19 protein-coding genes are annotated in these 23571 nt (G+C 67.5%); 2 read left to right on the forward strand and 17 right to left on the reverse strand.

All coding sequences use genetic code 11. The annotated features are described in order from the left end of the window. Positions 1-2 precede the first annotated feature (2 nt). The 8 genes from NTY77_11570 to NTY77_11605 are packed head-to-tail and all read right to left on the reverse strand — an operon-like array spanning position 3 to position 9113. Entirely contained in the window at positions 3-1448 is a 1446-nt protein-coding gene (locus NTY77_11570) for a radical SAM protein (GenBank protein MCX5796125.1), read from the reverse strand. Continuing rightward, on the reverse strand, positions 1445-3484 hold the full coding sequence (locus NTY77_11575) for a radical SAM protein (protein MCX5796126.1): 2040 nt from the start codon (positions 3482-3484) through the stop codon (positions 1445-1447). Before NTY77_11575 ends, NTY77_11570 begins: the two co-directional genes overlap by 4 nt. Then, a complete protein-coding gene (locus tag NTY77_11580) occupies positions 3481-5043 on the reverse strand; it encodes a radical SAM protein (protein ID MCX5796127.1) in 1563 nt (520 codons plus the stop codon). The genes NTY77_11575 and NTY77_11580 overlap by 4 nt, the downstream gene beginning before the upstream one ends. Further along, positions 5030-5875, reverse strand: a complete 846-nt coding sequence (locus NTY77_11585; protein ID MCX5796128.1) for a radical SAM protein — start codon at positions 5873-5875, stop codon at positions 5030-5032. Before NTY77_11585 ends, NTY77_11580 begins: the two co-directional genes overlap by 14 nt. Then, complete coding sequence (locus NTY77_11590; protein MCX5796129.1) at positions 5862-6950, reverse strand: radical SAM protein; 1089 nt, start codon at positions 6948-6950, stop codon at positions 5862-5864. Before NTY77_11590 ends, NTY77_11585 begins: the two co-directional genes overlap by 14 nt. Beyond that, the gene (locus NTY77_11595; GenBank protein ID MCX5796130.1) at positions 6947-7888 is read right to left on the reverse strand and encodes a radical SAM protein; all 942 of its coding nucleotides are present in this window, start codon (positions 7886-7888) and stop codon (positions 6947-6949) included. The genes NTY77_11590 and NTY77_11595 overlap by 4 nt, the downstream gene beginning before the upstream one ends. Beyond that, complete coding sequence (locus NTY77_11600) at positions 7885-8184, reverse strand: hypothetical protein (protein ID MCX5796131.1); 300 nt, start codon at positions 8182-8184, stop codon at positions 7885-7887. Before NTY77_11600 ends, NTY77_11595 begins: the two co-directional genes overlap by 4 nt. Beyond that, positions 8154-9113, reverse strand: coding sequence for a radical SAM protein (locus tag NTY77_11605; GenBank protein MCX5796132.1), 960 nt, complete (start codon positions 9111-9113; stop codon positions 8154-8156). The genes NTY77_11600 and NTY77_11605 overlap by 31 nt, the downstream gene beginning before the upstream one ends. Positions 9114-9189: 76 nt before the next feature. Between NTY77_11605 and NTY77_11610 the strand changes: the two genes are divergently transcribed. Continuing rightward, positions 9190-10830: an SGNH/GDSL hydrolase family protein gene (locus NTY77_11610; protein MCX5796133.1), complete on the forward strand. Its 1641-nt coding sequence runs from the start codon at positions 9190-9192 to the stop codon at positions 10828-10830. Here NTY77_11610 and NTY77_11615 read toward each other — a convergent pair. Next, positions 10815-12278: a tetratricopeptide repeat protein gene (locus NTY77_11615; GenBank protein MCX5796134.1), complete on the reverse strand. Its 1464-nt coding sequence runs from the start codon at positions 12276-12278 to the stop codon at positions 10815-10817. The genes NTY77_11610 and NTY77_11615 overlap by 16 nt on opposite strands. Positions 12279-12281: 3 nt before the next feature. Further along, complete coding sequence (locus tag NTY77_11620; protein ID MCX5796135.1) at positions 12282-13751, reverse strand: tetratricopeptide repeat protein; 1470 nt, start codon at positions 13749-13751, stop codon at positions 12282-12284. A 39-nt stretch (positions 13752-13790) separates the two neighbouring features. Here NTY77_11620 and NTY77_11625 point away from each other — a divergent pair, with 39 nt between their 5' ends. Then, positions 13791-15281, forward strand: coding sequence for a tetratricopeptide repeat protein (locus NTY77_11625; GenBank protein MCX5796136.1), 1491 nt, complete (start codon positions 13791-13793; stop codon positions 15279-15281). On the opposite strand, the gene NTY77_11630 is transcribed toward NTY77_11625, so the two are convergent. The 7 genes from NTY77_11630 to NTY77_11660 are packed head-to-tail and all read right to left on the reverse strand — an operon-like array spanning position 15253 to position 23433. Further along, the gene (locus NTY77_11630) at positions 15253-16266 is read right to left on the reverse strand and encodes an SGNH/GDSL hydrolase family protein (GenBank protein ID MCX5796137.1); all 1014 of its coding nucleotides are present in this window, start codon (positions 16264-16266) and stop codon (positions 15253-15255) included. The genes NTY77_11625 and NTY77_11630 overlap by 29 nt on opposite strands. Further along, positions 16263-17213: a radical SAM protein gene (locus tag NTY77_11635; GenBank protein ID MCX5796138.1), complete on the reverse strand. Its 951-nt coding sequence runs from the start codon at positions 17211-17213 to the stop codon at positions 16263-16265. Before NTY77_11635 ends, NTY77_11630 begins: the two co-directional genes overlap by 4 nt. Continuing rightward, on the reverse strand, positions 17210-18133 hold the full coding sequence (locus NTY77_11640) for a hypothetical protein (protein MCX5796139.1): 924 nt from the start codon (positions 18131-18133) through the stop codon (positions 17210-17212). Before NTY77_11640 ends, NTY77_11635 begins: the two co-directional genes overlap by 4 nt. Further along, positions 18130-18972, reverse strand: coding sequence for a radical SAM protein (locus NTY77_11645; GenBank protein MCX5796140.1), 843 nt, complete (start codon positions 18970-18972; stop codon positions 18130-18132). The genes NTY77_11640 and NTY77_11645 overlap by 4 nt, the downstream gene beginning before the upstream one ends. After that, complete coding sequence (locus NTY77_11650) at positions 18969-20078, reverse strand: radical SAM protein (GenBank protein MCX5796141.1); 1110 nt, start codon at positions 20076-20078, stop codon at positions 18969-18971. The genes NTY77_11645 and NTY77_11650 overlap by 4 nt, the downstream gene beginning before the upstream one ends. A 2-nt stretch (positions 20079-20080) precedes the next feature. Beyond that, complete coding sequence (locus tag NTY77_11655; protein ID MCX5796142.1) at positions 20081-22039, reverse strand: radical SAM protein; 1959 nt, start codon at positions 22037-22039, stop codon at positions 20081-20083. Further along, positions 22036-23433 (reverse strand): radical SAM protein, encoded by a 1398-nt coding sequence (locus NTY77_11660; GenBank protein ID MCX5796143.1) that lies wholly within the window; start codon positions 23431-23433, stop codon positions 22036-22038. Before NTY77_11660 ends, NTY77_11655 begins: the two co-directional genes overlap by 4 nt. Between the last annotated feature and the right edge of the window lie 138 nt (positions 23434-23571).

Consider the following 23571-nt stretch of genomic DNA (forward strand, 5'->3'; position numbering starts at 1 on the left):
TCCTAATCCGCCCGGCACTCCGCGACAAGCTTGTCGATACCGTCCCGGCTCTTGATGACCCGGCGGTTGACCGCCAGCTTCATCCCCGGGACGTCCAGCATCCGGCGGCAGAACTCCTCGAAGCGCCGGACCCGCTCCGGATAATCGTTGCTCCCGTCCTCCGTCTCCCATTTCTCCGGGTGCGAGCTCTTCAGGTTGAAGCGGCCCGGGGCCGTGTCGAGCGGCGTGCCCGGCGGGATGTGCGTGGTGGGAGCGGTCAGGCGCACCTCCCAGATGTTCGAGGCGTTGCGCTCGACGAAAGCGATGGTCTCCTGCAGGTCCTGCCGCGTCTCCGCGGGCAGCCCGATCATCACGTTGACCGAGGCGTGGATGCGGTGCTTGCGGCAGGAGGCGAAGACCTTCTCCGCCAAAGCGTTGCTGAAGAAGCCCTTGCCGATGGCGGCCCGGACGCGCTCGGAGCCGCTCTCCAGCCCCACGCCCATGTTGTTGCAGCCGGCGCGGGCGAGCTTGGCCACCATCTCCTCGGTGAGCTCCGGCTTGAGCACGAAGTCCGCGCCCCAATAGACCGGAGCCTCGCGCCACTGGGCGATCACCCGGTCGCAGAAGCGCTCCAGCGCGGCCATGTCCCCGTCGAGGAGCCGATCGCAGTAGCGCAGGTGCCGCACGCCCGGGTTGCGCGCGTGCTGGACGCGGTACTCCTCGAACCAGCGGTCCCCGCTCATGCTTCGGAACTTGCCGGTCCAGACCCAGTCCCTGCAGTAGGCGCAGCGGAAAGGACAGCCGCGCGACACGGAGAAGCGGATGGTCTTGGGGTCCGAGTAGCGGTTGAAGTCGTAGTCCGTGAAGTCGTAGTGGGGCAGGCTGTCCAGGTCCTCCAGCCAAGGGCCGCGGCTGGTGTCTATGACCTTGCCTTCCACGCAGAAGCGCTTGAGCCCTTCCCCAGAGAGCGCCGCGGGCAAGGCCAGGTCGTCCTCGCCTATTATGAGCCGGTCGAAAGGCACGATGGCGCGGCCGCGCTCGTCGCAGAGTCCCTGCTGCTCCTTCCAGCGCTTCAGGGAGACCGGGTCCGTGGAGACCAGGCCTGAGCCCATGAGCGGCAGGTCCGGAGCCAGAGCCTTGAGCTGCCGAGCCATTTCCTCGGCGCCGCGGCAGGAATGCTCGGCCTTGAACACCACGGCCTCGGGCTTGGAGGCGAGGATGTCCTGCGCATAGCAGGCGAGCTTGGAGCTTTCCTCCTCGGCTATGGCTGAGTGCGGGTCCTTCGAGTGCGCGGTCAGGGCGAATTTCCAGTGGGGGCGGGACTTGAAGGTCTCGTGGAAGAGCTCGTTGCTGACGTCGAAGGCGCGCACCTCGTGCCCGTCCCGGCGCAGCAGCGCCGCGGTCAGCGCCATCTCGAAGGGCGGGGTGTCCCGGGGGCAGGGCGGCGTCTGGACCAGCGCGAGCCTCATCCGCATCCCTCCACGAGCCAGCGGGACTCGCCGCAAGGGCAGAAATCCATGGGGCAGGGTCGGGGGCAGGCGGAGGCCGCGAAGCCCTCGACGAGGCTGCCCAGGCGCAGCTCCGGCTTCTGGGGGACCTGTGTGCACCGGTACACGTCGCCCAGCTGGTTGATGTGGAAGTAGGACTGGCCGGAGCGGCAGGGCCTGCCGCGCGGGCTCTGGTCGCCCATGGCGTAGTCCAGGTCCGCGCTCAGGGCGGAGCGGGTCTCCTGGTTGAGCTCGTCGATGAGGCGCCGCTCCTCGGCCGTGTAGGCGGCGGGGTACCGGCGGCCTTCATAGGAGCCGACCATGGGCTGGACGCGGGTGATCAGGCCCTCGGACTTGAGCTCCCGGCAGTAGCGCGGGAGGTCCTTGAGATGCGGCGGGTAGGCCACGATGCAGACGCTGCAGTTGCGCAGGCCCAGCCCCTGGACGAAGAGCGCCCGGCGCAGGAAGCCCGCGAAGTCCGGGTCCTCGGTGGGATGGTAGCTCAACTGCACGCTGCCCCGTGCCATGTCCACCTGCTTGGCGAAGCTCTCCCATGGCGGGATGTCCCAGGATAGATTGGTGTTGAAGTTCCAGCGGTGCCAGCGGCCCAGGGCGGACATCAGCTCCGCGAACTGGGGATAGACCGTGGGCTCGCCGCCGTTGAAGGTGACGTAGCACTCCCCCAGGTCCTCGTGGATCCTGCCCCAGGCCTTCTGCAGCCCGTCCAATGCGGGAAGGCGGTTCAAGCCCGCCAGCTTTTTCCAATCTTCGTGGAAGATGCAATACGGGCAGCGATAGTTGCAGGCCACGTGGAAGTTCCAATCGAAGACCACTCCGGAGGCGCAGTCCGCCAGCGTCTTGCGCTTGACCTCTTCCGGGACCGTGATCCGGCTGTTGCGGAGGACCGGCCCGGGGACGGCCGCCTGCTTGGCGAAGACCTCGCGCAGGCGGCGGTTATCCGATTGGTACCAGTTGGGGCACTTGGCGCAGTAAGGCATCAGGCGGCCGGAGAGCAGGCTCTCTCTGACCTCCCCCATGTCCTGATGGAACCAGGCCTCCTCGAAGCTCACCCGGTGCAGGTCGCCCTTGGTCTGCGCGCCCTCGCCGTAGCAGCAGGGCGAGATGAAGCCGTTGGGGGTTATGGTCGCGTAGAACCAGGGGAAGTAGCAGGGCACGCGGGCTTGCGGGGGGCCGGAGGGCGGCTGCGCCGGCGCCGCTGCCTGCGGCGGGTCTTGGTAGGTGATTTGGAAATCATGGGAGATCCCGTAGGAGTCGAGCAAGTCTTTGTACTTGGGTACAAGCTCCCGATATTGCCGCTTGTCCTCCTCGCGCATCTCCAGGTCTTGGACGAACTCGGGATAAGGGGCGTTGTGCATGGGGAAGACCCCCACGTTGCCCACCCCGTGGGCCTTGGCGAGCTCGATGATCCGGTCGATCTGCCGAAAACTGCGCCGGGTCAGCACCACGTGGAAGCTCAGGTACGGCGTCTTGCGCTGGAGCGCGGACTTGAATCGGTTGAGCCGTTCCAGGGCCTGCGTCACGCGCGCGAAGCTCCCCGGCAGGTCCGTGATGTAGTCGTGTGTCTCGGCGTCGCCGCCGTGCAGGCTGAAGATGATCTCGTTCCAGCCGGAGCGCACGAAGCCCTCGGCCAGGGCCTCGTCGATCAAGGTCCCGTTGGTCAGCAACGTGCAGACCACCTCTTTCTCGGCGATGAGGGGGAACATGCGGGTGAGCAGCCGGCGCTTGAGCAGCGGCTCGCCTCCGCCGCGGAAGAAGATGCGGCGCGTGCCCATCTCGACTGCCTTCTCCAGGATCTCATACCAGCGGTCGTCGGAGAGGTCCTTGGCGCGGCGGTAGTAGTCCGCGGACTCGGCCTTCTTGCGGCAGAACCGGCAGTTCACGTTGCAGGCCGTGATCGGGCTGACCTCCATGTAGTAAGGGGCCCGGGGCTTGCCCGCGAACCAGGAGGCCACGATCTCGGCCTTGGGCTCGTCCAGCTCCTTTTCCGTGTCGCTCATCCTTGGAGTCCTTTGACCCGGCTGAGTACGAACTCGTTGGTCGGGTCCTCCTTCAGGTAGCTGCGGTAGCGCTCCAGCGCCAGCGCCGGCTCCCGGCGCGCCTCGTGGTAGCCGGCCATGGAGAAGTCCAGGTAGGCGGGCAGGGGCATGTCCAGGCCGTCGACCATCCGCGCTCCCAAGGACGAGGCCAGCTCGCGGAAGGCCCGGAAGCGCTCCAGGCGCACCGGGTAGGTGTTGCGGCCGTCCTGCGACTGCCAATAGAGGGGGTCCTGGCCCTTGGCCACGCCCCACTTCTCCGGGTCGCGCAGCAGCGGACCGTCGAGATGGGCCAAGGTGTAGCTGGGGAAGACTTGGTGGATGTAGGGGTGCATCTCCCGGAGGAAGTCCAAAGTGGCGGCGAAGTCCTCGTCGGTCTCGCCGGGATGGCCGAACATGAAGTTGCCCCGGGTCTTGAGGCCGGCGCGGTCTATGTTCTTGAGCACGGTCTTCATCTGCTCCACGGTCTGGCCCTTGCCCATCAGGTCCAAGACCTTCTGCGAGCCGGATTCCAGGCCGAGGATGAGCAGCCGGCAGCCCGCTTCGCGGAGCTTCACGCAGAGCTCGTAGGTCATCTCCGGGCGGACGAGCGCGTTGCACTCCTTCCAGGGCAGCTTGGGCCCGGGACCTGCGGCCAGCAGCTCGGCCAGGCGGGCCAGCTTGCGCATGTCGCCGTTGATGAGCAGGTCGTAGAATTTGATCTCGCTGTCCGGGTGTCCCAGGCTGGGCATGACCTTGCGCTGGTGCATGATCTCGGCGTGGACGCGTTCCCCGCTCATCTGGCGGAAGCCCTTCCAGGCGGTCCAGTGCCCGCAGTAGGAGCAGTGCCGCACGCAGCCGCGGCTGCTCATCAGCGGCAGGTCGTGCGGCCCCAGCTGGGGCGTGCCGTAGAGGCTCATGTCGAACGGGGAGAAATCCGCGAAAGGCAGAGTGTCGAGGTCTACCGGAGCTCTCAGCCCGGTGGACAGGGGGCGGCCCCGCGCGTCTCGGATGAAGAGGCCGGGACAGCCCGGCGGGGCGCAGCCCGCGGCGAGCGCGGCCAAGGGGTGCTCGCCGTCGCCCGGGACCACGGCGTCCACCTCTTTGCGGCCCAAGATGGTCTCCACGGTGCTCGGAGTCGTGGTGAAGATCTGTCCGCCGAAAACGACCAATGCGTCGGGCCGCCGGGCCTTGATCCAGCGGGCCAGGATCAGGCTGGCCGCGAAGGAGCAGGCGGTCACCGAGAAGCCGGCCACGGGCGCGGGCGAGGAGACGATGCGCTCCAGGAAGCGAGCTTCGATGAAGCCGCGGTCCTGCTCCAGGATCTGGGCGGCCAGCTCCTCTCCGGCCCAAACCGTGTTGGTCTCCTCGGACCAGAGATTGTGGCCCGGCCTGTGGCGGCGGTGGTAGAGCTCCACGCTGATGTCCATGACCTCGGAGTCCAGGCCTTCCCGGCGCAGGAAGGCGTAGAGCTGGGCCAAGGCCAAAGGCGGCTCGCAGGCGGCCAGCGGCATCTGGATGAGGAAGACCTTACCGCGGGGCACCGGTCTCCTCCTGTACCAGCCACTGCGATTCGAAGGGGCACCATTCCTGCATGCAGGGCCGGGGCTCCGGCCACAGGGCGAAATCCGGGGCGAAGAAGTCCCCGAGGGCGCGGTCTTCGTGGCGAGTGCAGCGGTCCACCATGCCGTCGCCGCGGATGAGCGCGTAGCGCTGGCCCGCGCGGCACAGCTTGCCCTTGGGCGTCAGCTCCTGGAGCTGAAAGCCCAGCTTCTGGTCCGAGGTGTCCTTGTTGGGGGAGATTTCCGCTATGGCCCGCTTCTCTCCCTCGTCGTTGCCGAGGTGTTGGCCCGACATCAGGGGCAGGGGCACCAGGATCAGGCCGTGCTCCGCGAAGCGGGCCTGGTACTCCGGCATGCGGTCCATCTGCTTGGGGTCGGCCACGAAATACACCGAGCGCTTGGGCGGCCAGCGCTGAGGGAGGTAGTCGCGGACCGCCACGGCCTTGGCGAGGAAATCCTCGAAAGAGACCTGCGTGGGATGGAAGGTCGCCGAGATTTTGAAGACATCGGGGCTCAGTCCCGGGACCAGGCGCTCCACCTGCCAGGCGAGGTTGGTGCACAGGTCCACCGTGTGCAGCGCGGCCAGGGCTTTGACCAGGTCGTAGAAGCCCGGATAGACGGATGGCTCGCCGCCCGACATGTAGATGTAGCAGCGGCCGTAGCGCTGCCGCATGCGCTGCCAGGCCGCCAGCCAGTCTCCGACGGGGCGCGGCTTACCCGCGGGCGGCAGGACGCAGTACGGGCAGCTGTAGCCGCAGGCGTAGGTCAGGTCCAGGCCGAAATGCACGGTCTGGGGGAGGTCATCTGCGGGCATGCGCGTCCTCCCCCAGCCAGCGCCGGATCTCGGAGTTGTTGTCGGCGTACATGGTCGTGCAGTCCTTGCAGAAGGGCAGGAGCTTGCCTTCGGCCATGGCCGCCCGGTACTCGCGGGCGTCGCCTTCCTCCCAGGCCTGCCGGAAGGTCACGGTGTTGAGGTTGGCGCGCGAGCGGTGGGTCTCCTCCGCGTAGCAGCAGGGCACGATGCTCCCGCCTGGAGTGATGGAGGCCTGGTACCACGGGTAGAAGCAGGGAATGCCTTCCGGCCGCGGGGCGGGGCCGGCCTCGCGCCGCACGTAGTCGGAGCGCCGGAACCTGTCGAAGTTGTGCGATATGCCGTAGCGCCCGAGTTTCTCCAGGCAGTCGGGCAGCAAAGCCGAGAAGCGCTCCTCCAGGTCCGGGGTCATCAGCAGGTGCCGCGCGCTCTCGTCGCGCAGGCTCATGGAGTCGAGTTCCAGGTGTTCCACGCCCTCGCGGTGCGCCAGCTCGATGAGCGGCGCGAGGCGGTCGTGGTTGGCCTTGGTCAGCACGCAGTGGAAGGCCAGACGCGGCAGAGACGAGCCGGTCGCGGCCTTGGCCGCGCGCAGCCGCGCCAGGCCCGCCATCACCGAATCGAATACGCCGGGCCGGGCGCGCAGGAAATCGTGGGTCGCGGCGTCCGGGCCATCGAGGCTGATGGTGACCTGATCCCAGCGGGTCGCCACGAAGAGGCGCGCCAGCTCGTCGTCGATGTGGGTCCCGTTGGTGACGAGGTGGCCGCAGGCTCCCCGCACCTTCACCAAAGGCACGAGCCGGCGCATGAGCTCGCGGCGCAGCAGGGGCTCGCCGCCGCCCTTGATGAAGACGAAGCGCACTCCCATGGACAGGGCCTCGTCCGCCAGCTCCAGCCAGCGCTGGTCCGAAAGCTCGGTGTTACGCTCGCGATAGGTCTTCAAGCCGTCCTGCCTGCGGCAGAACAGGCAGTTGAGGTCGCAGGCCATGGTGGGGCTCAGATGCAAGGTGTGTGGCCCTTGCGGGACGGCGCGCTCCAGCCAATCGCGCAGGCGTTGCACCAGTTCGCAGTCCTTGGTCATCGCGGCTCCGGGACCGCATAGGTCTCGAATCTCCAGAGGGGCTTCCAAGTCTGCTCCTCGCCCTGGAGCATCGGTTTCCAGCAGGAGCAGGCTGCCAGGTCGCAGGGCCGGGCCTCGTCGAACAGGCGGAAGCCGGGGTCGAGGAGGTTGCCCACGAGGAATTCCTTGCGCCTCTCCGGCGGGACCGGGGTGCAGCAGCGCACCACGCTGCAGTCGGGCTGGATCTTGGCGTAGACCGCGCCGTGCAGGCAGAGCCGGGTCTTGGCCTCGGGCAGGCGGTCCTGCTTCTCTACGTACCAGTCGAAATAGCGCTTGTTGACCTCATGGATGTGGCCCGGGGCAGTGGCGTCGATCGCGACTTTGAGCAGGCGCTTTTCCTCGTCGCTGTAGGAGTCCGGATAGGGCTTGTCCTGGTGCCGGCCGCGGAAGGGCAAGAGCACGGAATCGAGGCCCTGGGAGGCGAAGAAGTCCTTGGCCGCGATGAGCTTGTCCAGCAGGGGGGGGTAGCCCACCATGTGCACCGAGCCCATGAAACCGTGCGATTGGAGCAGGCGGCATTTGGCCGCGAACTCCTGCATGTCCCGGTAGAAGCCGGGATGAAAGCTGGGCTCGATGCGCGCCGCGCCCTGCGGCACGCGCCGGATGAATTCCTCCGCATCCCAGTACATGTTGGAGGAGAGGTCCAGGAAGTGCCGCTGGCCGAGCCGTTCGAGCAGCTTCATGAAATCGGGGTAGGTGAAGGGCTCGCCGCCTGCGAACTTGATGATGCAGCTGCCGTAACGGTCGTAGATCCGGTCCCAGGCCGCGATCAACCGGTCCAAGCCCGGGTAGGAGTTCTCCAGGAAGACGTCCTTCTGCCCGGTGGTGATGAAGCAGTAGGGGCAGCGGTAGTTGCAGGAATGGTGGATGGTCCAGGTCAGGAACAGGCGCTGGTTCATGGGGCGGGGCGCTCCACGATGTAGCTCAAGCCGCCCGGGACAGAGGCCGCGGTCACTTCCACGCCGAGCACGGTCTGCTTCTGCCCGGGCCGCAGGACCAGTTGGTTGAGAGGCAGGCCCTGGATGACTTCGGCCGGGCCGGCCACCACGGTCTGCGGCCGGGAGACGCGCATGATGTCGGGCCGCGAGCAGGGTCCCGTGCCGGTGAGCAGGATGAGGTCGGCGGCAGGCAGGTCCTGGCTCTGACCCGCGGGGTCAATATAGATCAGGGGGCGGTCGGCGCGGGATTCTGGCATGGCTCCGTCCATCGGTTGTGGAACCGCTCGGCTTGGTCCACCAGCCAGCGGTACTCCCACTCGCAACAGTCGCAACGGCAGGGCCGCGGCGCTTCCCAGAGCGCCAGGTCCTGGTCGAAGAAGCTGCCGAGCGGCTCCCATCTTTGGGTCGCGTATTCTCCGCAACGGTAGACCGTGGCGTCGTCCTCGATGCGCACGTGCTGATAGCCGGCCCGGCACAGGCGGCCCTTGGGCGATTCGCGGCCGAGGATTTGGCGCACGAATTCCTTATGGGGGGCGTTGGCGTCGTTGTCCTCCACGTTGACCGAAGCGCCGGAGATGAGGGCGCGCTCCTCGGCCGTATAGCTCTCCGGATAGCGGCGGCCCTGGTAGTCTCCCTGGAAGGGGTTGACGACGAAGGTGAGCTCCTTCCGCGCGAAGAGCTCCCGGAATCCGGCGAGGCGGCCCAGCAGGTCGGGGTAGGCCACCAACCGGTTGATGTAGGAGAAGCCTGCGTCGCGCACCAGCTGCGCACGCTCCAAGAAGGCTTGCGTGTCCACGGAATGGGGATGAAAGCTGATCTCGAAGCTCAAGCGTTCGCGGCGCGCGCGCGCCAGGAACCGCGCCAGGCGCTCGCGCGGCCAGGACAGGTTGGTGTCGAAGGCGACCCAGAACCAATCCCCAAGCTTGAGCACCAGCTCATCGAAGCCGGGGTAGATGGTGGGCTCGCCTCCGGTCATGATGATGTTGCCCTCGCCGTGGCGCCGGTGCATGCGCTCCCAGCCCTCCAGCCATTGCGCGGCGCTATAATGCTGCGCGGTCTGGCGCCGGTCGGTGGGGACCAGGCCGTAGACGCAGTAGGGACAACGGTAATTGCAGCGCCCGGAGACCATCCAGAAGTACTCTATGCGCCGCTGTTTGGGCCAAGAGCCGGCTGAGGGCTGGGGCATCGGGGAGTCCATTCTAATGGGGAAAAAGCGGCGGGCGGGCCTTCAAAAAGGATAGCATATAGCAACTTTGCAGCGCATGAGAGCCCTTTACATTCTCGCGTTCCTAATAACGGCCGCCGCAGTCCTTATCGGCACGGAGATGCTCCTCTACTCGCAGAACACCTTGCTGCGCAACGGGGCTTGGCTCTCCACCAAAAGGACGTTGGAAGTGACGACTTGGGGCTCGGACAGCTTCCTCATCACGCGGCCGGCCCTAAGCCGCAACCGGCTCGACCTCGGGGCTTGGTCGGGCGGCAACGAGCTGATCAGCAGGGAGAGCTTCACGCCCCGGCGCATCAGTCTGCGCCTGCGCCTGGATCCGGACGCCTATCTCGCCGTCCTATTCGACCGGACCGCCTCCGGCTTTCTCGCGGTGCGGCTCAGCCGCAAGCCGGACTACCCCAACGCATTCCTGCGCGGCCGGCCGGAGGGCCGCATCCTATCGGCTGAGCCGCTGGCCTGGCCTCTCCTGGACGGCGCCTGGCACCGGCTGGTCCTGGATTTCGGCGCCGGCGGCCTCTCGGTCAGCCTGGACGCTCAGGCGCCCATCGCGCTGCCGCAGGCCGCGGCCGCGGCCGGGGCCTGCGGGCTGCGCAGCGGGATGCGCAGCGCCGTCGTAGACGACATCGTCGTCGAGGACGTCCAGGGGCGCGTGTTGCGGGAGTCCTTCCGGAACACCAAGCATTGGCCGCGGATACTGTTGTGCAACTGCTTGTTGGTTCTCGTCCTCTTCGCCTGTCTGCGCGGCCGGGTGCATGCCTTCGCCGCCTGCAGCCTCGTGCTGGCCGTGTGCGGTTCGCTCTGGCTGACGTTCGACTACTTCCACTGGTCCCGGCTGGAGCTCGATGTGTTGTCCCGCCCGCTCTCCGGCGCGGCGCGGCGCAGCGCCTTGGAGAGGGCTGAGGCGGCGCGCTACGCCTTTTTCGCCGGCTGGGACAGACTCATGGGAGGCGAAGTCGCGACGCGGGAGGCGCTGCTCGCGCAGGGCTATGCCGCTGTCACGACCGGCGTGGGCCCTATCTTCTGCGGCCGGGGTCCGGGAGAGCGACCCATGCAGCTGCAGCCGGGGCCTGGTCTCGAGGAACTGTTCAGCGCAAAAAAGACGGCCTATCGCATACTCTTCGTGGGCACTTCGCAGGCGGTCGGGGCCGGGGCCCCGCGCTTGGCCGACACCTTCCCTTTCCTGACCCATGCGGCTTTGGTCAAGGCGCTGGGACCGTCCCGCCCCATCGAGACGCTCAACATGGCGGTCTCTGGCTCGGATTCCGTGGCCCTGCTGGACGACTACCGCCGCCTCTACTCGCGCTTCCGGCCGGACCTCGTGGTCCTGGACCTTTCCAGCAACGACCGCCCCGAACAACTGGCTTCGGGCATCGAGGGCTTTTTGAGCTTGAACAAGGCCGCTGGGATCCGCTCCATCCTCCTCAAGGAGGCCAACTCCAACGAGTCCCCCTATCCGGACGGGTTGCTGCGGAAGCACCGCCTTCTCGACGAGGCGGCCCGGCGGTACTCGGTCCCGGTCTACGACCTGCACGGCTTTCTCAACGCCCCGGCGGTGTTCCAGACGGGCTGGCTCTGGTGGGACCAGGTGCACCTGACGCCCTACGGCCAGGAGCTGGCGGCTGAGTGGCTGGCGCCGAAACTGCGCGCCGAGGCGATCTCCTACCGCCGGAAGTAGCGGCGCAGGATGGCCTGCGCGATGTTGTCGGCCAGGAGCTGGTTGCCTTTCGGGGTGCAGTGGCCGAAGTCCCCGCCGAAGAGGTCCCTGAAGTATTCCGCGTACGACTCCCGGCGCACCGCTTCCCGGAAGACCGCTTCGTTGTCGACGAACAGAGGCTCGTCTTCGTGCTCCGCGAATATCCGCTGCAAAGGCGCGGCGCTCAGCATGGGGTATTGCACGCAGACCAGCCGGATGCCCTTGGCGTCCAGCAGCTCCTTGAGCCGGAGGTAGTTCCTGACCGTGACCGGACTGTGCCGGGCCCGCAGCTCTCTGGCCCGGTCTTGATACCGCCGGGCCGACTCGCCGCGACCCGTGCGGGAATAGAGCAGACCCAGGGCCGCGCAGGCCCAGTCGTTTTCCGGGTCGAGTTCCAGGGCCTTCTGATACCAGCGCTCGGCGGCCGCGTCGTCGCCGTGGTCCTTGTAGAACCCGGCCAGCTCGAAGCGCGCCCGAGCGTCCCAAGGCTTCCACACGGCGGCCTGTTTGAACATCTTCTCGGCCATAGCCGCCCGGCCCTGTGCATTGTAGATCCGGGCCAGGCCCGAGCAGGGGTCTCCGCCCCCGAAGACGCGGCCGGAGCCGAGCCGGATGGAGCGCTGGAAGGCTCGCTCAGCCTGGGTGAATTTGCCCTGACTCTGGTAGACCACGCCCAGCTCGTTGTAGGCGACGGCGTCTTCCGGGTCGACGCGCAGCGCCTGGGCGTAGGACTCCTCAGCGCGGGCATAGTCGCGGCGGGACATGGCGGCGCGGGCGGATTGGATGAAGGCGAACCCCCGCCCGGGCGGAGGGCTCGGGGGGGGGCGCCTCGGCGCCGGCTCCGGGGGCGGACCCGCGGCCGCGGGATGGTCAGGTGGGGCGAAGACCCCCCCGGTCTCCAGCGCGGGGGCGGGCGGCGGCGGGCGCCGCCCGCGCGACGCATACAGCCACCAGAGGCGGGCCCAGCGATAGAGCCGGAAATGCTTGTACCAGGAGTTCCTGGGGTCGATGACCTCGTCGCCGTACCTGATCCCGAAGTCGTTGACTCCCATCATGGCGACCACCATGTCCGGATGATACTCCTCCAGGTCGGCCGCCAGCCGCGCCAGGATGTCCGTGGTGTTGCCCCCGGGGATGCCCTTGTCTATCACGCTGAACCGCATCCCGGTCATCCTGGAGTTGAGAGCGCCCTCCAGGAAGCGCGGGTACTCGTTCCAGGTCGTGGATTCGCCCAGGCACATGATGCGGTAGCCGTCCTGGCGCCGCAAGGCGAGGGAGTTCCCCCGCTCGTGCAGGAACCGCATCACGGCTCCGCCCGCGCGCAGAGCGGCTTCGAGGGCCGCCAAAGTGAGACAGAGGCTCACCAGCGCCAGGAGCAGCTTGGAGCCTAGGCGGCCGTCCGTCCGTCTCCCGGGGCGCGTCAGCGCCATGATCTATTGCCGGCCCTGCCGGCGGAAGTACCGGCGCAGGATCGCCTCCGAGATGTTGTCCGCCAGGAGCTGGTTGCCTTTCGGGGTGCAGTGGCCAAAGTCTCCTCCGAAGAGATCCGTGAAGTATTCCGCGTATGACTCCCTGCGCACCGCTTCCCGGAAGACCGCCTCGTTGTCGACGAACAGAGGCTCGTCCGGGAGCCCCGCGAAGATCCTGCGCAGCGGGGAGACGCTCATCATGGGGTACTGGACGCAGACCAGCCGGATGCTCTTGGCGTCGAGCAGCTCTTTTAACCGGAGGTAGTTCCGGGCGGTCATGGGGTTGGCGCGCGTGCGCAGTTCGGACGTCTTTCTTTCGTAGAGTCGCGCCTGGGCGGCGTCGCCAAGCCGGGCGTAGAGCAAGGACAGCGCGGCGCAGGCCCAGTCATTGCCGGGGTCGAGCTCGATCGCCTCCCGGTAATACCTCTGCGCGTCCGAGAGATGGCCTTGGTCCCGGTAGAACTCGGCCAGCTCGAAGCGGGCCTTGTCATCGCGAGGTTTGAGCTCCAGGGCCTTGCGGAACATGGCTTCCGCGTCCTTGAGGCGCCCCTCATCCTTGTATATCCGGCCTAAGCCTAAAGCGGCGTCGCCGCTGCCTGCGATATGCCGACCGGCCAGCTGGACGGAGCGTGCGAAGGCTTTTCTGGCCTGGGGGTATTTGTGCTGGCTCTTGTAGATGACGCCGAGCTCGTTGAGGGCGACGTCGTTGTGCGGGTCGGAGGCCGCGGTCTGCCGGAGCAGTCTCTCGGCCCGGGCATAGTCCTGCAGGGCCACCGCGGCCCGGGCCTCCTGGATGCGGTCGGCGTCGGGTCCGGGGGGCAAGACGAGCAGGTCGGTGGGCTTGGGCGGGCGGGCGTCCTGCGGCATGGGCTGGTCCGGCACGCGGCGGAATGTTCCGGGGTCCGGGCCGCGCTTGGGGGGGACCTTTCTTCCCGTGAGCTTGTTGGCGGCCTGCATCCACATGATGCGAGCCAGCCGGTAGATGCGCAGATGCCGGAACAGGAAGCCGCCGGCTTCGGGGATGTCCTCGTAGTATCTGACGGCGCCGAAGTCATTGATCCCCATCATGGCGACCACCATGTCGGGCCGGTGCCGCTCGAGCTCGGTCCGGGCCCGGTCCAGGACGTCCGAGCTGTTGGCTCCGGCCATGCCCGCGTCGATGACGGCGAAGCTCAGGCCAGCGCCGGACCTGTTGAGGGCGGCTTCGAGCGGCATGGGATACTGCCGCCAGGTGGTGGACTCGCCGAGGCAGACGATGCGATAGACGCCTTTTGCACGCGCCGCCTGGAGGTCCCGGCGCTGCTGTAGCAAGGTCGATGCGCAGCCGCCCAGACGCAGGGCGGCTTCGAACAGGACCAAGGCGCAGCCCAGCCCGATGAGCGCGGCCAGCAGTTTTCGGGAGGGTGCCGCCTCTGCCGGCCCGGCCGGATGCATTAGCGCTATAATATATCCCCTTTCGAGGCGCGTCAACCCATGCCAATCTCCCCTCAGCCTCGCTCCGGACTGAAGTCCAGGCTTTTCAGCTTGGCGCTGGGAGTGCTCTGCGCCGCGGTCCTGCTCGAGCTCGGGCTGCGGTTCGTGGGCCTGGGCTTCCTGTTCCTGCAGGAGCGGCGCAACCGCGTGACGCTGAGGCATCCGGGCGCCTATCGCATCCTCTGCGTGGGGGACTCCATGACCGCCGGAACCTACCCGCGCTATCTCGAGGAGATCCTCAACGCGCGGGGCGCGGGCCGCCGCTTCGCGGTCATAGACGAGGGCCGCCTCGCGACGACCTCGCGCCAGGCTTTGGCGACCTTGCCGGAGCATCTGGCCAAGTACCGGCCCGACATGGTGCTGGCCATGATGGGCGCCAACGATGTGGGAGAGGTCCTGCTCTACGGAGGGGTGCCGGCCTCCGGCGGCTCTTCCTTGAGGATCCTGCGCCTGGCGGGTTTCCTGCGCTACCTCGCGGCTCAGCGCTGGCCCGGACGGGCGGCGGCGCTTGCCCCGCGGATCTATGGCCCCCCCCAGCGCCGTTCCTCGCCCGAGGCCGAAGCCCGGACGGCTTCGGTCAAGGCCGGCCGTACTTTGCTCGATCAGGGGAAGGTCGCTGATGCGGCGGCGGCTTTTTCCCGGGCCCTGCGGCGTTTTCCGGAGGAGCCGGAGCTCCTCATCGGCTTGGGGGATTGCTACGCGGTTCTGGGGGAGAGCGACCGGCCCCGGAAGCTTTTCGAGCGGGCGGTGCGCCGGGCTCCGCCGGGTCTGCTGTATTTCGCGCTGCGGCGTCTGGGGTGGCACTGCCGGGAGCACGGTCAGTTCCAGGCCGCCGAGGACGCATTCCGGCGGGCCATGCGTCTGGAGCCCCGGCAGAGCAGCCCTTACCGGGAGCTGGGCATGATCTCTCTGCTCAGGGGCCGGTCCCTGGACGCTACCGCCTGGTTTGAAAAAGCCGTGGCAGTCGACCCCAGGAACAGCGGCTTGCTCGTGCTCCTGGGCGGCCATTACCTGCATATGGGGCGGCAGGCCGACGCCGCGCAGGCCTACCTGCGCGCGGCCGAGGCGGATCCCAACGACCCCCTCGCCCTCGGGGGGCTGGCCACCTGCTACGGGCTCCTGGGCCAGACGAAGCTCGCGCGCCAGGCCCGGGCCAAGGCCAACGCTCTGCGCGAGCGCCGCTTCGTGGCCATGACGCGGGATAACTATCGTCGGATCCTGCAGCTCGTCAGCGCGAGCGGCGCGCGGCTGGTCTGCATCCAGTACCCGCGGCGCAGCGTGGCGGAGCTGCGGAACCTATTCGACGACCCGTCCGGGATCATCTTCGTGGACAACGAGGCTCCCTTCGAGCGCGCCCTGCGCGCCGCGCCGCTGGGCGACTACTTCATCGATTTCTTCGGCGGCGATTTCGGGCACTGCACAGAGAAAGGCTACCGCCTGCTGGCGGCGGACATCGCGGACGTCATCTTGAAGGCGTTCCCGCCGCGGTAGGCCCGGGGTCCGGGGCCGGCAGCAGGCCGCTCTTGAGCAGATGCCGGGCCAGGACTTCGGCCACGATCCGGTGCGCGGCGTCGTTGGGGTGGATGTCGTCCGCCGCCTTGGGCGGCAGGTAGCGCAGGCGCTCGGCCCGTGGGAAGACCTCATGCAGGTCGATGCAGTCCGCGCCTGATCCCGCCACGACCCGCTTCAAGGTCTGGTACTCGGGGACTTCTTCCGAATGGAAGCGGAAGTACGGGAAGATCATGGTCAGCAGGGGGAGCTTGTGCTTGCGGCAGAGCTCCTGTATCGCATGAAGGTAGAATCGGCCGACTTCATCCGGGTAGAGCTCCGCCTTCCGCTGGCGCCGCGCCTCCAGGCCGGTCAGGAACAGCCGGTAGAGGCTGGAGCGGCAGTAGAGCCAGTTGTCGAGATGGCCTTTGAGCAGGCGCATGGGACGGTAGCAGTGCATCTTGCCGTCCACGCCCCGGAAGATGACGGGCGTGAGCTGGAGGTCATTGAGGCAGAAGCCGATCAGGATCATGTCCGGGTGGTAGTGGATGACCCGGCGCTCGAGATTGTGATAGTAGTCCGCTATGCCGTGCCCGCCGATGGAGCAGTTCCAGACCTCGGCCTTGAGGCCCAGGCGGTGGGCGAGTATGTCCTCGAGGAAGTCCGTGTAATGGCCGTACATGGTGATGGAGTCTCCCAAGGTGATGATGCGGAAGACCCCCGGCGCCTTCTTTATGACGCGTTCCTTGTCCCGCATGCCGAGAGAATTGGTGAAGCCGGGGAGGTTCGGGGCGAGGTCGAAGGGCAGGAAATCGGAGGGGATGAACAGGCTGTTGCTGGGGTAATCCGGAGAGCGGAAGGACTGCAGGGCGCAGAGACCCCGGAGCCGGCAATAGGCCTCTCCGGTCAGCAAGGCGAGCCAGAGCCCCGCCGCGGCGGCGGCCAAGGGCACGAGTATGAAGAAGACCGGGCGGGCGCGGGTCTTCATGGCGCGGCGGCGCGCCTGGGATGCTCCGGCGACTGCCAGAGCCGGTCCACCTGGTCTTCGTATCGGCCTGCGACCATGGCCTTCCAGCAGGCGCAGACCGCGGCGGTGCAGGGCTGGGGCCCGTCGTAGAGCCTGAGGTCCGGGTCCGTGATGCGGCCCAGCACGGTCACGTCGGGATGGCAGCAGCGCAGCACCGTGCCGTCGGGCAGGATCTTGGCGTAGAGCTCGCCCATGTGGCAGAGCCGGCCTTTGAGGTCCTTGCGGTCCTTGTCGCAGTCCGGGGCCTGGGCGAAGTCCTGCCACTGCCGGTTGATGGCCTTGCCCAAGGAGTCCCGGCTGTCCGCGATCTGCGCCTGGAGCAAGGCTTTCTCCTCGGCCGTGTAGGCTTGCGGATAACGGCGGCCCTGGTATTCGCCGCTGAAGGGGATGATCTTGAAGAGGACGCCCTGGCGCTCGAACAAAAGACGCGCGCTTTCCAGTTGGCGCAGGTGCGGGGGATAGCCCACCATGCAGGCCGAGACCAGGCGGTTGCCGTGCTCGCGCAAGGACAATAGGCGGCGCAGGAACTCCTCGGCCTTCATGGATTCGGGGTGGAAGCTCCCGGAGATGGCGATGCCCTGGGCCGGGACCTTGGCTATCCACTCGTCCACGTCGAAGCTGAGGTTGGTGGTGATGTCCACCGTGTGCCGCTCCAGGAGCATGCTCACCAGCGCGGGGAACCCGGGATAGAGCGTGGGCTCGCCTCCGGCGAAGCGCACCTGGCAGCAGCCGTACTTGTCGAAGATTCCGGTCCATATACGCCGCCACTCCGGGAGCTCGAGGACGAGGCTGGGCGCGTCCTCTTTGTGCGCGCCGCAGTAGGAGCAGCGGTAGTTGCAGGCCAAAGAGATCTCCCAGTTCCAGTGGACCTTGTAGGGGGGGGCTCGGCGCGGGTAGAGCGGGCTCATCGCACCACGCCCTTGTGGTCCAGCGCGCTGGCCTCTTCCGGGTCCCAGGCGGACTGGTACTCCTTGCAGCGGCAGTAATCGGTGGTGCAGGGCTGGGCCGCGGCCTGGAGCTCGAAGGCCGGGTCGAGGATGCTCCCGATGGACTGGCCTTCGCGCCCCAGCTGCCCGCAGCGGTAGACCCGGCCGTCGGCCTGGATATCGGCGTAGGTGTGGCCCGCGCGGCAGAGCTTGCCGTTGACGGCGATGGGCTCCAGGCCCACGGTCTCCGGGCCGGTGTCGTGGCCGATGACGCTCTTGATCCAGGCCTTCTCCTCGGCCGTGTAGGCGTGGGGGTACTGCTTGCCTTGGTACTGCCCCCAGAAGATGGCGAGGTTCATGTGGATGTCATCCGCGGCGAAGCGCCGCTTGAGCTCCAGCATCTGGGCGGTCTGCCCGGGCCAGGCGAGGTAGCAGACGTTGGCCACGAAGCCCTTGGCCCTCAGCAGGAGGATGTTGTCGGCGAACAGACGGTAGTCGCTGACCAGGGGGTGGAAGGTGCAGTCGAGCTCGGCGCGGGCGGGGTCGATGCGGGAGGCGAAATCGGCGATGGGCTTGGGCAAAGAGCCGTTGGTGGTGATCTGCGCGTCATGATGCTCCGTCACCGCCGCCACGACGTTCACGAAGTCCGGGTAGGCGAAGGGCTCTCCGGCCGTGATGCGCAGCTGGCAGCGGCCGTACCTGGCGGCGATGCGGCCCCAGACCTCGCCCCACTCGGCCGCGGTCTTGTACACGCACTTTTTGGAGAGTTCCTCCCAGCCGGCCACGGTGTAGAAGCAGTAGGGGCAGCGGTAGTTGCAGGCGTAGTGCATGTCCCAGGCGAAGACCACGCGCCGCCGGGGCAGGCGGGAGTTCATGTTGAGGCCTTGGGATTCGGCGTTCATGGCAGCCAGGCTCCGGCGCTCTTGGGGGATTTCTCGTCCGGGATGACCTTCCATTCGTCGCAGGGGCAGAGCTCCACGTCGCAAGGCGCGGGCTGCGGGAGCAGGTCGAAACCGGGGGCGAAGATATTCCCGATGATGTGGCGGTCGCCGATCTGGCCGCAGCGGGCCACATTGCCGTCGGGCAGGAGCAAAGCGGAGCGGTGGCCGGCCGGACAAGGGCGTCCTTTGCGGCGCTTGTTATCCACCCAGTCCTCGCTCATGCCCAGGAGCTCCTTCTGCTCCGCGGTGTAGGCGGCCGGATAGGTCAGGCCTTGGCAACTACCGATGAAGGGAATGACCTTGAGGCTCTCACCGATCTCCTGGAACCGGGCCACTAGGCTGGGGAGGTCCTGGAGATGGGGGGGAAAGGCCACGAAGTTGTTGCAGCCGGCGAAGCCCGCGGCGCGCAGTTTCTTGAGGCGTTCGAGGAAGAGCGCGATCTGGTGGTACTCGGGGTGGAAACTGACCGAGACCGAGACCTTCTTCGGGTCGGCGGCCGCGATGAACTCGTCTAAGAGGATGGAGGCGTTGGTGGAGATGTTGACGGGCCAATGGAGCTGGGAGAGACCGCAGACCAGAGCGACGAAATCGGGGAAGACGAAGGGCTCGCCGCCGGTGATGTTGACGGCGGCGCGGCCATATCGGTCCAGGATGCGGCGCCAGCAGGCCAGCCACTCGGCCGTGGACTTCGCTATGAAGCGGCGGCCGTACTCCTCCCAGCGGCCCGCGAAGAAGCAGTACGCGCAGCGGTAGTTGCACCGCCAGTGCATGTTCCAGGTGATGCGGATCTCGGGGTTCATGGCTCGCGCAGGACCTGGGCCTCGTCTTTGTTCCGATGGATCACGTGCGCGGACCATTCATCCACCGCGACCGGGTTGTGCCGCTGGCAGTCCTGGAGGCAGCCGCCGCCGGCGCGCAGCTCCCGGCGTATGGCCCGGTAGGTGGCGCCGTTCCATATCTCAGCGAAGCTCTTCTCCGCCAGGGACTCGCGGAACGAGCCGTAGAGGTCGCAGGGCAGGATGCTGCCGTCCGGGCTGATCATGACCTGGTGCCAAGGCTCGCTGCAGCGCGCTGGGGGCCGGGCCTCGTCCTTCTGGCCGAACTTGTGGGGCAGCTCGATGGGCATGCCGAGCTCCCCGGCCACCCGCCGGGCCTCGTCGATGACCCGGTTGGCCAGTTCCTGCTTGAAATAGAGGGAGAGCGGCTTCTGCTCCGCCTCGTAGATGTAGAAGTAGCCGGCCAGCACCTTGTCAGCGCCCATCGTCTTGGCCCAGCGCACGAAATCCGGGAGCCTCTCCGCGTTGAGGCTGGTCATGACGAACATGAAGTGGACCTGGACCCGGCCTGAGGCCCGGCGCATCTCCATGAGCCGCTCGATGTTCTCCACCACGCGGTCGTAGGCGCGATAGCGCATCACCAGCTCGTGGGTGCTCTTGTCCGGAGCGTGCAGAGACAGCTGCAGGGTGTAGCGGCTCTCCGAACCGGTGATGAGCTCGCACATCTGCGGCGTCAGGTGCGAGGCGTTGGTGGCGATGTACTTGTCCACGTGCGGGAACTCGCCGTTGAAATGCCGCAGGATGGCCGGCGCTTCCCGCAGGCCCAGCACCTCGCCGGAGCCGGTCAGGATGAGCTTGGCCGCGCGCTGCAGCACCGGCGTCAGGCTCCGGCCGAAGCGGGCCAGCCACTCGTCGAGGCGGAAGAGGTCCTGGCCGAAGCCCTTGGAGCAGAACACGCAGTCCGCGTTGCAGGGCGCGTGGATCTGCAGGAACACGGTCTGGGGCGTGCTGGCCAGGATGACCCGGCCATCCTCGAACTCCTTCTGGTTCAAGCCCACGTTCTCTTTCTGGACCTGCTCGATCCAGAGCCTCCGGCGGCCTCTCTTCGGAGATATGGCGGTGGTCCCCATGTTCATCTCGCGCACACCGGAGCCGGCGCCGCCGACTCGCCGCGTTCGGTCTCGGCTTTGGCCAGCCGCACGGCCGCGCGCAGGCGCTCGGCCAGGATCTGCAAAGCCTTCAGGTCCGAGACCCGTTCGCGGGCCCAGAACAGCTCGAAACGGCCGGAGCCCCACTCGACGCGGGTGCTCTCGCCGGACATGGCGTGCAGGAAGACCGCGGCCCGGAAGAGGAAGCGCTCCAGCGGCTGCGGCGCGCCGGCCAGGAACTCGTCCCAGGTCTGACCCGCGTCCATGCGGCGTTGCACGGCCTCCCAGGCCTGTGCCGGCGCCGCATGGGTCCGCCCGGCCGCGGCCCGATCCGCCTTGGCCAAAGCCCGGGCCGCGAGGCGCAGGTTCTCCAGGTGCGGAAGGTAGCGGCGCAGATGCTCCAAAGTCGGCTCGTGGTAGAGGTCCAGCTCCAGGTAGCCGGAGTAGTCCTCCAAGGCGGAGAGAGGCTGGCCCTTGAAATGATGGTATTGGGCTAGGTTCGACAGGTGGTCCTGCTCCAAGGCGCCCTGCACGCCCTTGTAGGCGTCGAGGCCCAGGGCGATGGCCAAGGAGCGGAATCTCTTGTAGCGTTCCAGGCGCACCGGGTAGGTGTTGCTGCCGTCCTGGGACTCCCAGTACAGGTTGTGCACCTGGCCGGGCGGAAGCTCGCGCACGCCCAGTTCGGCTTGGTGCTCGAGCAGGTAGCTGTGCGCCTCCAGGCTCGTGAATGTCGCGCTCGCGTAGACCCGGTCCAGCGAGGGCCGGTTCCGGCGCAGGAAATCCAAAGTCATCTGGAAGTCCTCTTCCGTCTCGCCCGGGAAGCCGAACATGAAGTTGCCCACGGTGACGATGCCCGCGTCGTGCGTGTCCTTGAGCACCCGCTCGGCCGTTTCTGGAGAATAATTCTTGTTCATCGCCTTGAGCACGCGCGCGGAGCCGCTTTCCACGCCGTAGATGATGTCGTGGCAGTTGGCCGCGCGCAGGTCCTTGAGGACCTCCGGCGTCATCTCCGGCCGCAGGACCGCGTTGATCTTCCAGCCGATGAAGTTCTTCTGCCGGTCCTCCGCGACCGCCTTGATGACCAGCTGGCTGAAGCGGTGTAAGGCCTTCACGTCGCCGTTGGCCGTGATGTCGTAGAACTCGACGTGGCAGCGCTCCGGGAACGTCCGCTTGTGGTGCATGACCTCGGCGAAGATGCGGTCTCCGCCCATGCGCGCGTAGCCCGGCCAGAAGGCGTGCGCGCTGCAGAAGCGGCACTGCCAGACGCAGCCCCGGCTGGCCGCGATGGGGATGCGCTCCGGGTCGCCGTAGAGCTCCATGGGGAAGCCCGAGAAATCCGCGAACGGCACGGAGTCGAGGTCGCGCACCGGCTCGGGCTCGCCGCCCGAGACCGGCGTGCCTTCGCGCTTGACCCAGGCGCCCGGGGCCGGCCCCAGCTCGCCCGTGCGGTCGAAGCGCTTGAGGACCTCGGGGAGGAGCACGTCGGCGGCGCCGCGCACCACCATGTCCACGCAGGGCTCGGCTATCGTCTCGGCGATCTTGTCGCCGAAGTAGAAATAGGGGCCGCCGAGGATGAGCTTGCGCTTGGGGTCGGCGGCCTTGAGTCGCCGCGCCAGCTCCAGGGCCGCCAAGTGCGAGCCGCTGGCCACGGAGATGCCGATGACCGTCGCATCAGTCTTGAGAATGGCCTCGATGTGCCGGCCCACCGATGCCTCGTTTTCCTTGAAGAAGGCGGCCACGAAGCCGGGCTGGTTCCAGAACTGGAACTGCTCCCAGAGCCAGAGGCTCTCGTACTTCTGAAGGCGCTCCTTCCAGAGCAGGATGTTGAGGTCGAAGACCGAGGTCTCGCAGCCGGCCGCGCGGCAGCAGCCCGCGAGCTGGGCCAGGCCCAGAGGCGGGTCCGTGATGCCCCAGACCGGCGGCTGGATCAAGGCGAGCTTCATGGCCTCTCCTGAGCCGGCCGAGCCGGGCCGCGGCCGTAGCTCCCGTGGGGGGGGAACTTGAAGTCGGCATTGCCGATGGAGCGGCAGCGCTCGCAGACGTGGTCCGAGCCGCTCTGCACCTCGGCCCTGCCGCCGGCGAAGCGGCGCACGTGGCGCCGAGCCGCGCGGTAGCGGGAGCCGTTCCACAGAGAGCTCCAGCCCCTGCGCGTGAACGCGCCGAAATCGTCCGATTGGTCTTCCACGCTGCAGCAGGGAGACACGGAGCCGTTGGGGTTGATGGCGAGTCCCGCCCAAGGCCACTTGCACAGGCGGCGGGAGCCTGGCGCGGCGTCCGGCGCCGGGGCCGCGCCGACGTCGGCAGGCAGGGCCAGGATGCGCGCCGCCCGCCCGAGCGCGAAGCCGAGGTCCTGGGGGCTGCGGCGCAGGAGGTCGAGCAGATAGGAGGCACGGCGCAGCTGCCGGGGCTGGAAGCGCTGGACATGGAGCACGACCGCCGGAGCGCCGGGCTTCACATGGGCGTTGCGGCGCGCCCGGTCCAGCTCCTCTTCCGGAGGCGCCTCGGCGGGCAAGGGATAGAGCTGATAGCGCGCGTCGCGCGACATCCACTCCCAGAGATAGCCCCGCTCGTTGGGCAGGTAGGGCGCGACCAGGCTCGCCTGGTCCGCGCCGCAGCCGCGCGCGAACTCCTCCACGCGGCCGGCCTCGTGCTCGTTGTGCCGGAAGACCAGGAACTGCCAGATGATCCAGGGGTTCTTGCGCTTGAGCTCGGCGCGCTTCTGGACCAGGCAGCGCAGGTTGCGCAGGACCTTCTCGAAGTCCCCGCCGGCCCGGTAGCGGCCGTAAGTCTCCGGCGAGAGCCCGTCTACGGAGAGGCTCAGCACGTCCAAGCCGGAGAGGATGAGCGCTGCGATGGCATCCTCGGAGACGTCGTTGAAATTGGCGTCGAGCTTGACCTCTATGTCGTGGCGCTTGGCCAGGGCGATCATGTCCGGCAGGCGCTTGTTGAGCAAGGACTCGCCCCAGTTCATGATGTCCATGTGGATGAGGCAGGGCCCGAGCGCGGCCATGACCTCCTCGAAGCGCTCCCAGGGCATGACGGCCTTGTCGCGCACCCCGCGGTTGGCTCCGGTCGGGCAGAAGGGGCAGTGCAGCTGGCAGAGGTTCGATGGGTCCAAGGTCAGCCAATACGGCCGGCCGCCCCAGAGCCGCGTGCTGCCGCGAGCGAGCAGGAACTCCACCCAAAGGTAGTTGGCCAGCTTGCGATAGAGCTTGCGCTCCCAGAGCGTTTCCACCACGGCCCAGTCCGCGTGCGGGCAGAGCTTGGCCAACAGGTCGCGCGCGCGGTTGGGCTTCTCTTGCCGCGGCAACGGCGCCGCTGCGGGAGCTTCCTTCAAAATGGCGCTTCCAGTATCCAAGGGTGTCATGCTGTAAAGACGGCGACCTCCAAACTGATTTCTGCTGTAAAAATATCACTTTTTGTGGCGGTTGCCGCCAGCGCTGGAGGTAGTCTGTTAAAAAGTGTATATGCCATA

The organism is Elusimicrobiota bacterium (assembly GCA_026388095.1).
Taxonomy (GTDB): domain Bacteria; phylum Elusimicrobiota; class Elusimicrobia; order UBA1565; family UBA9628; genus UBA9628.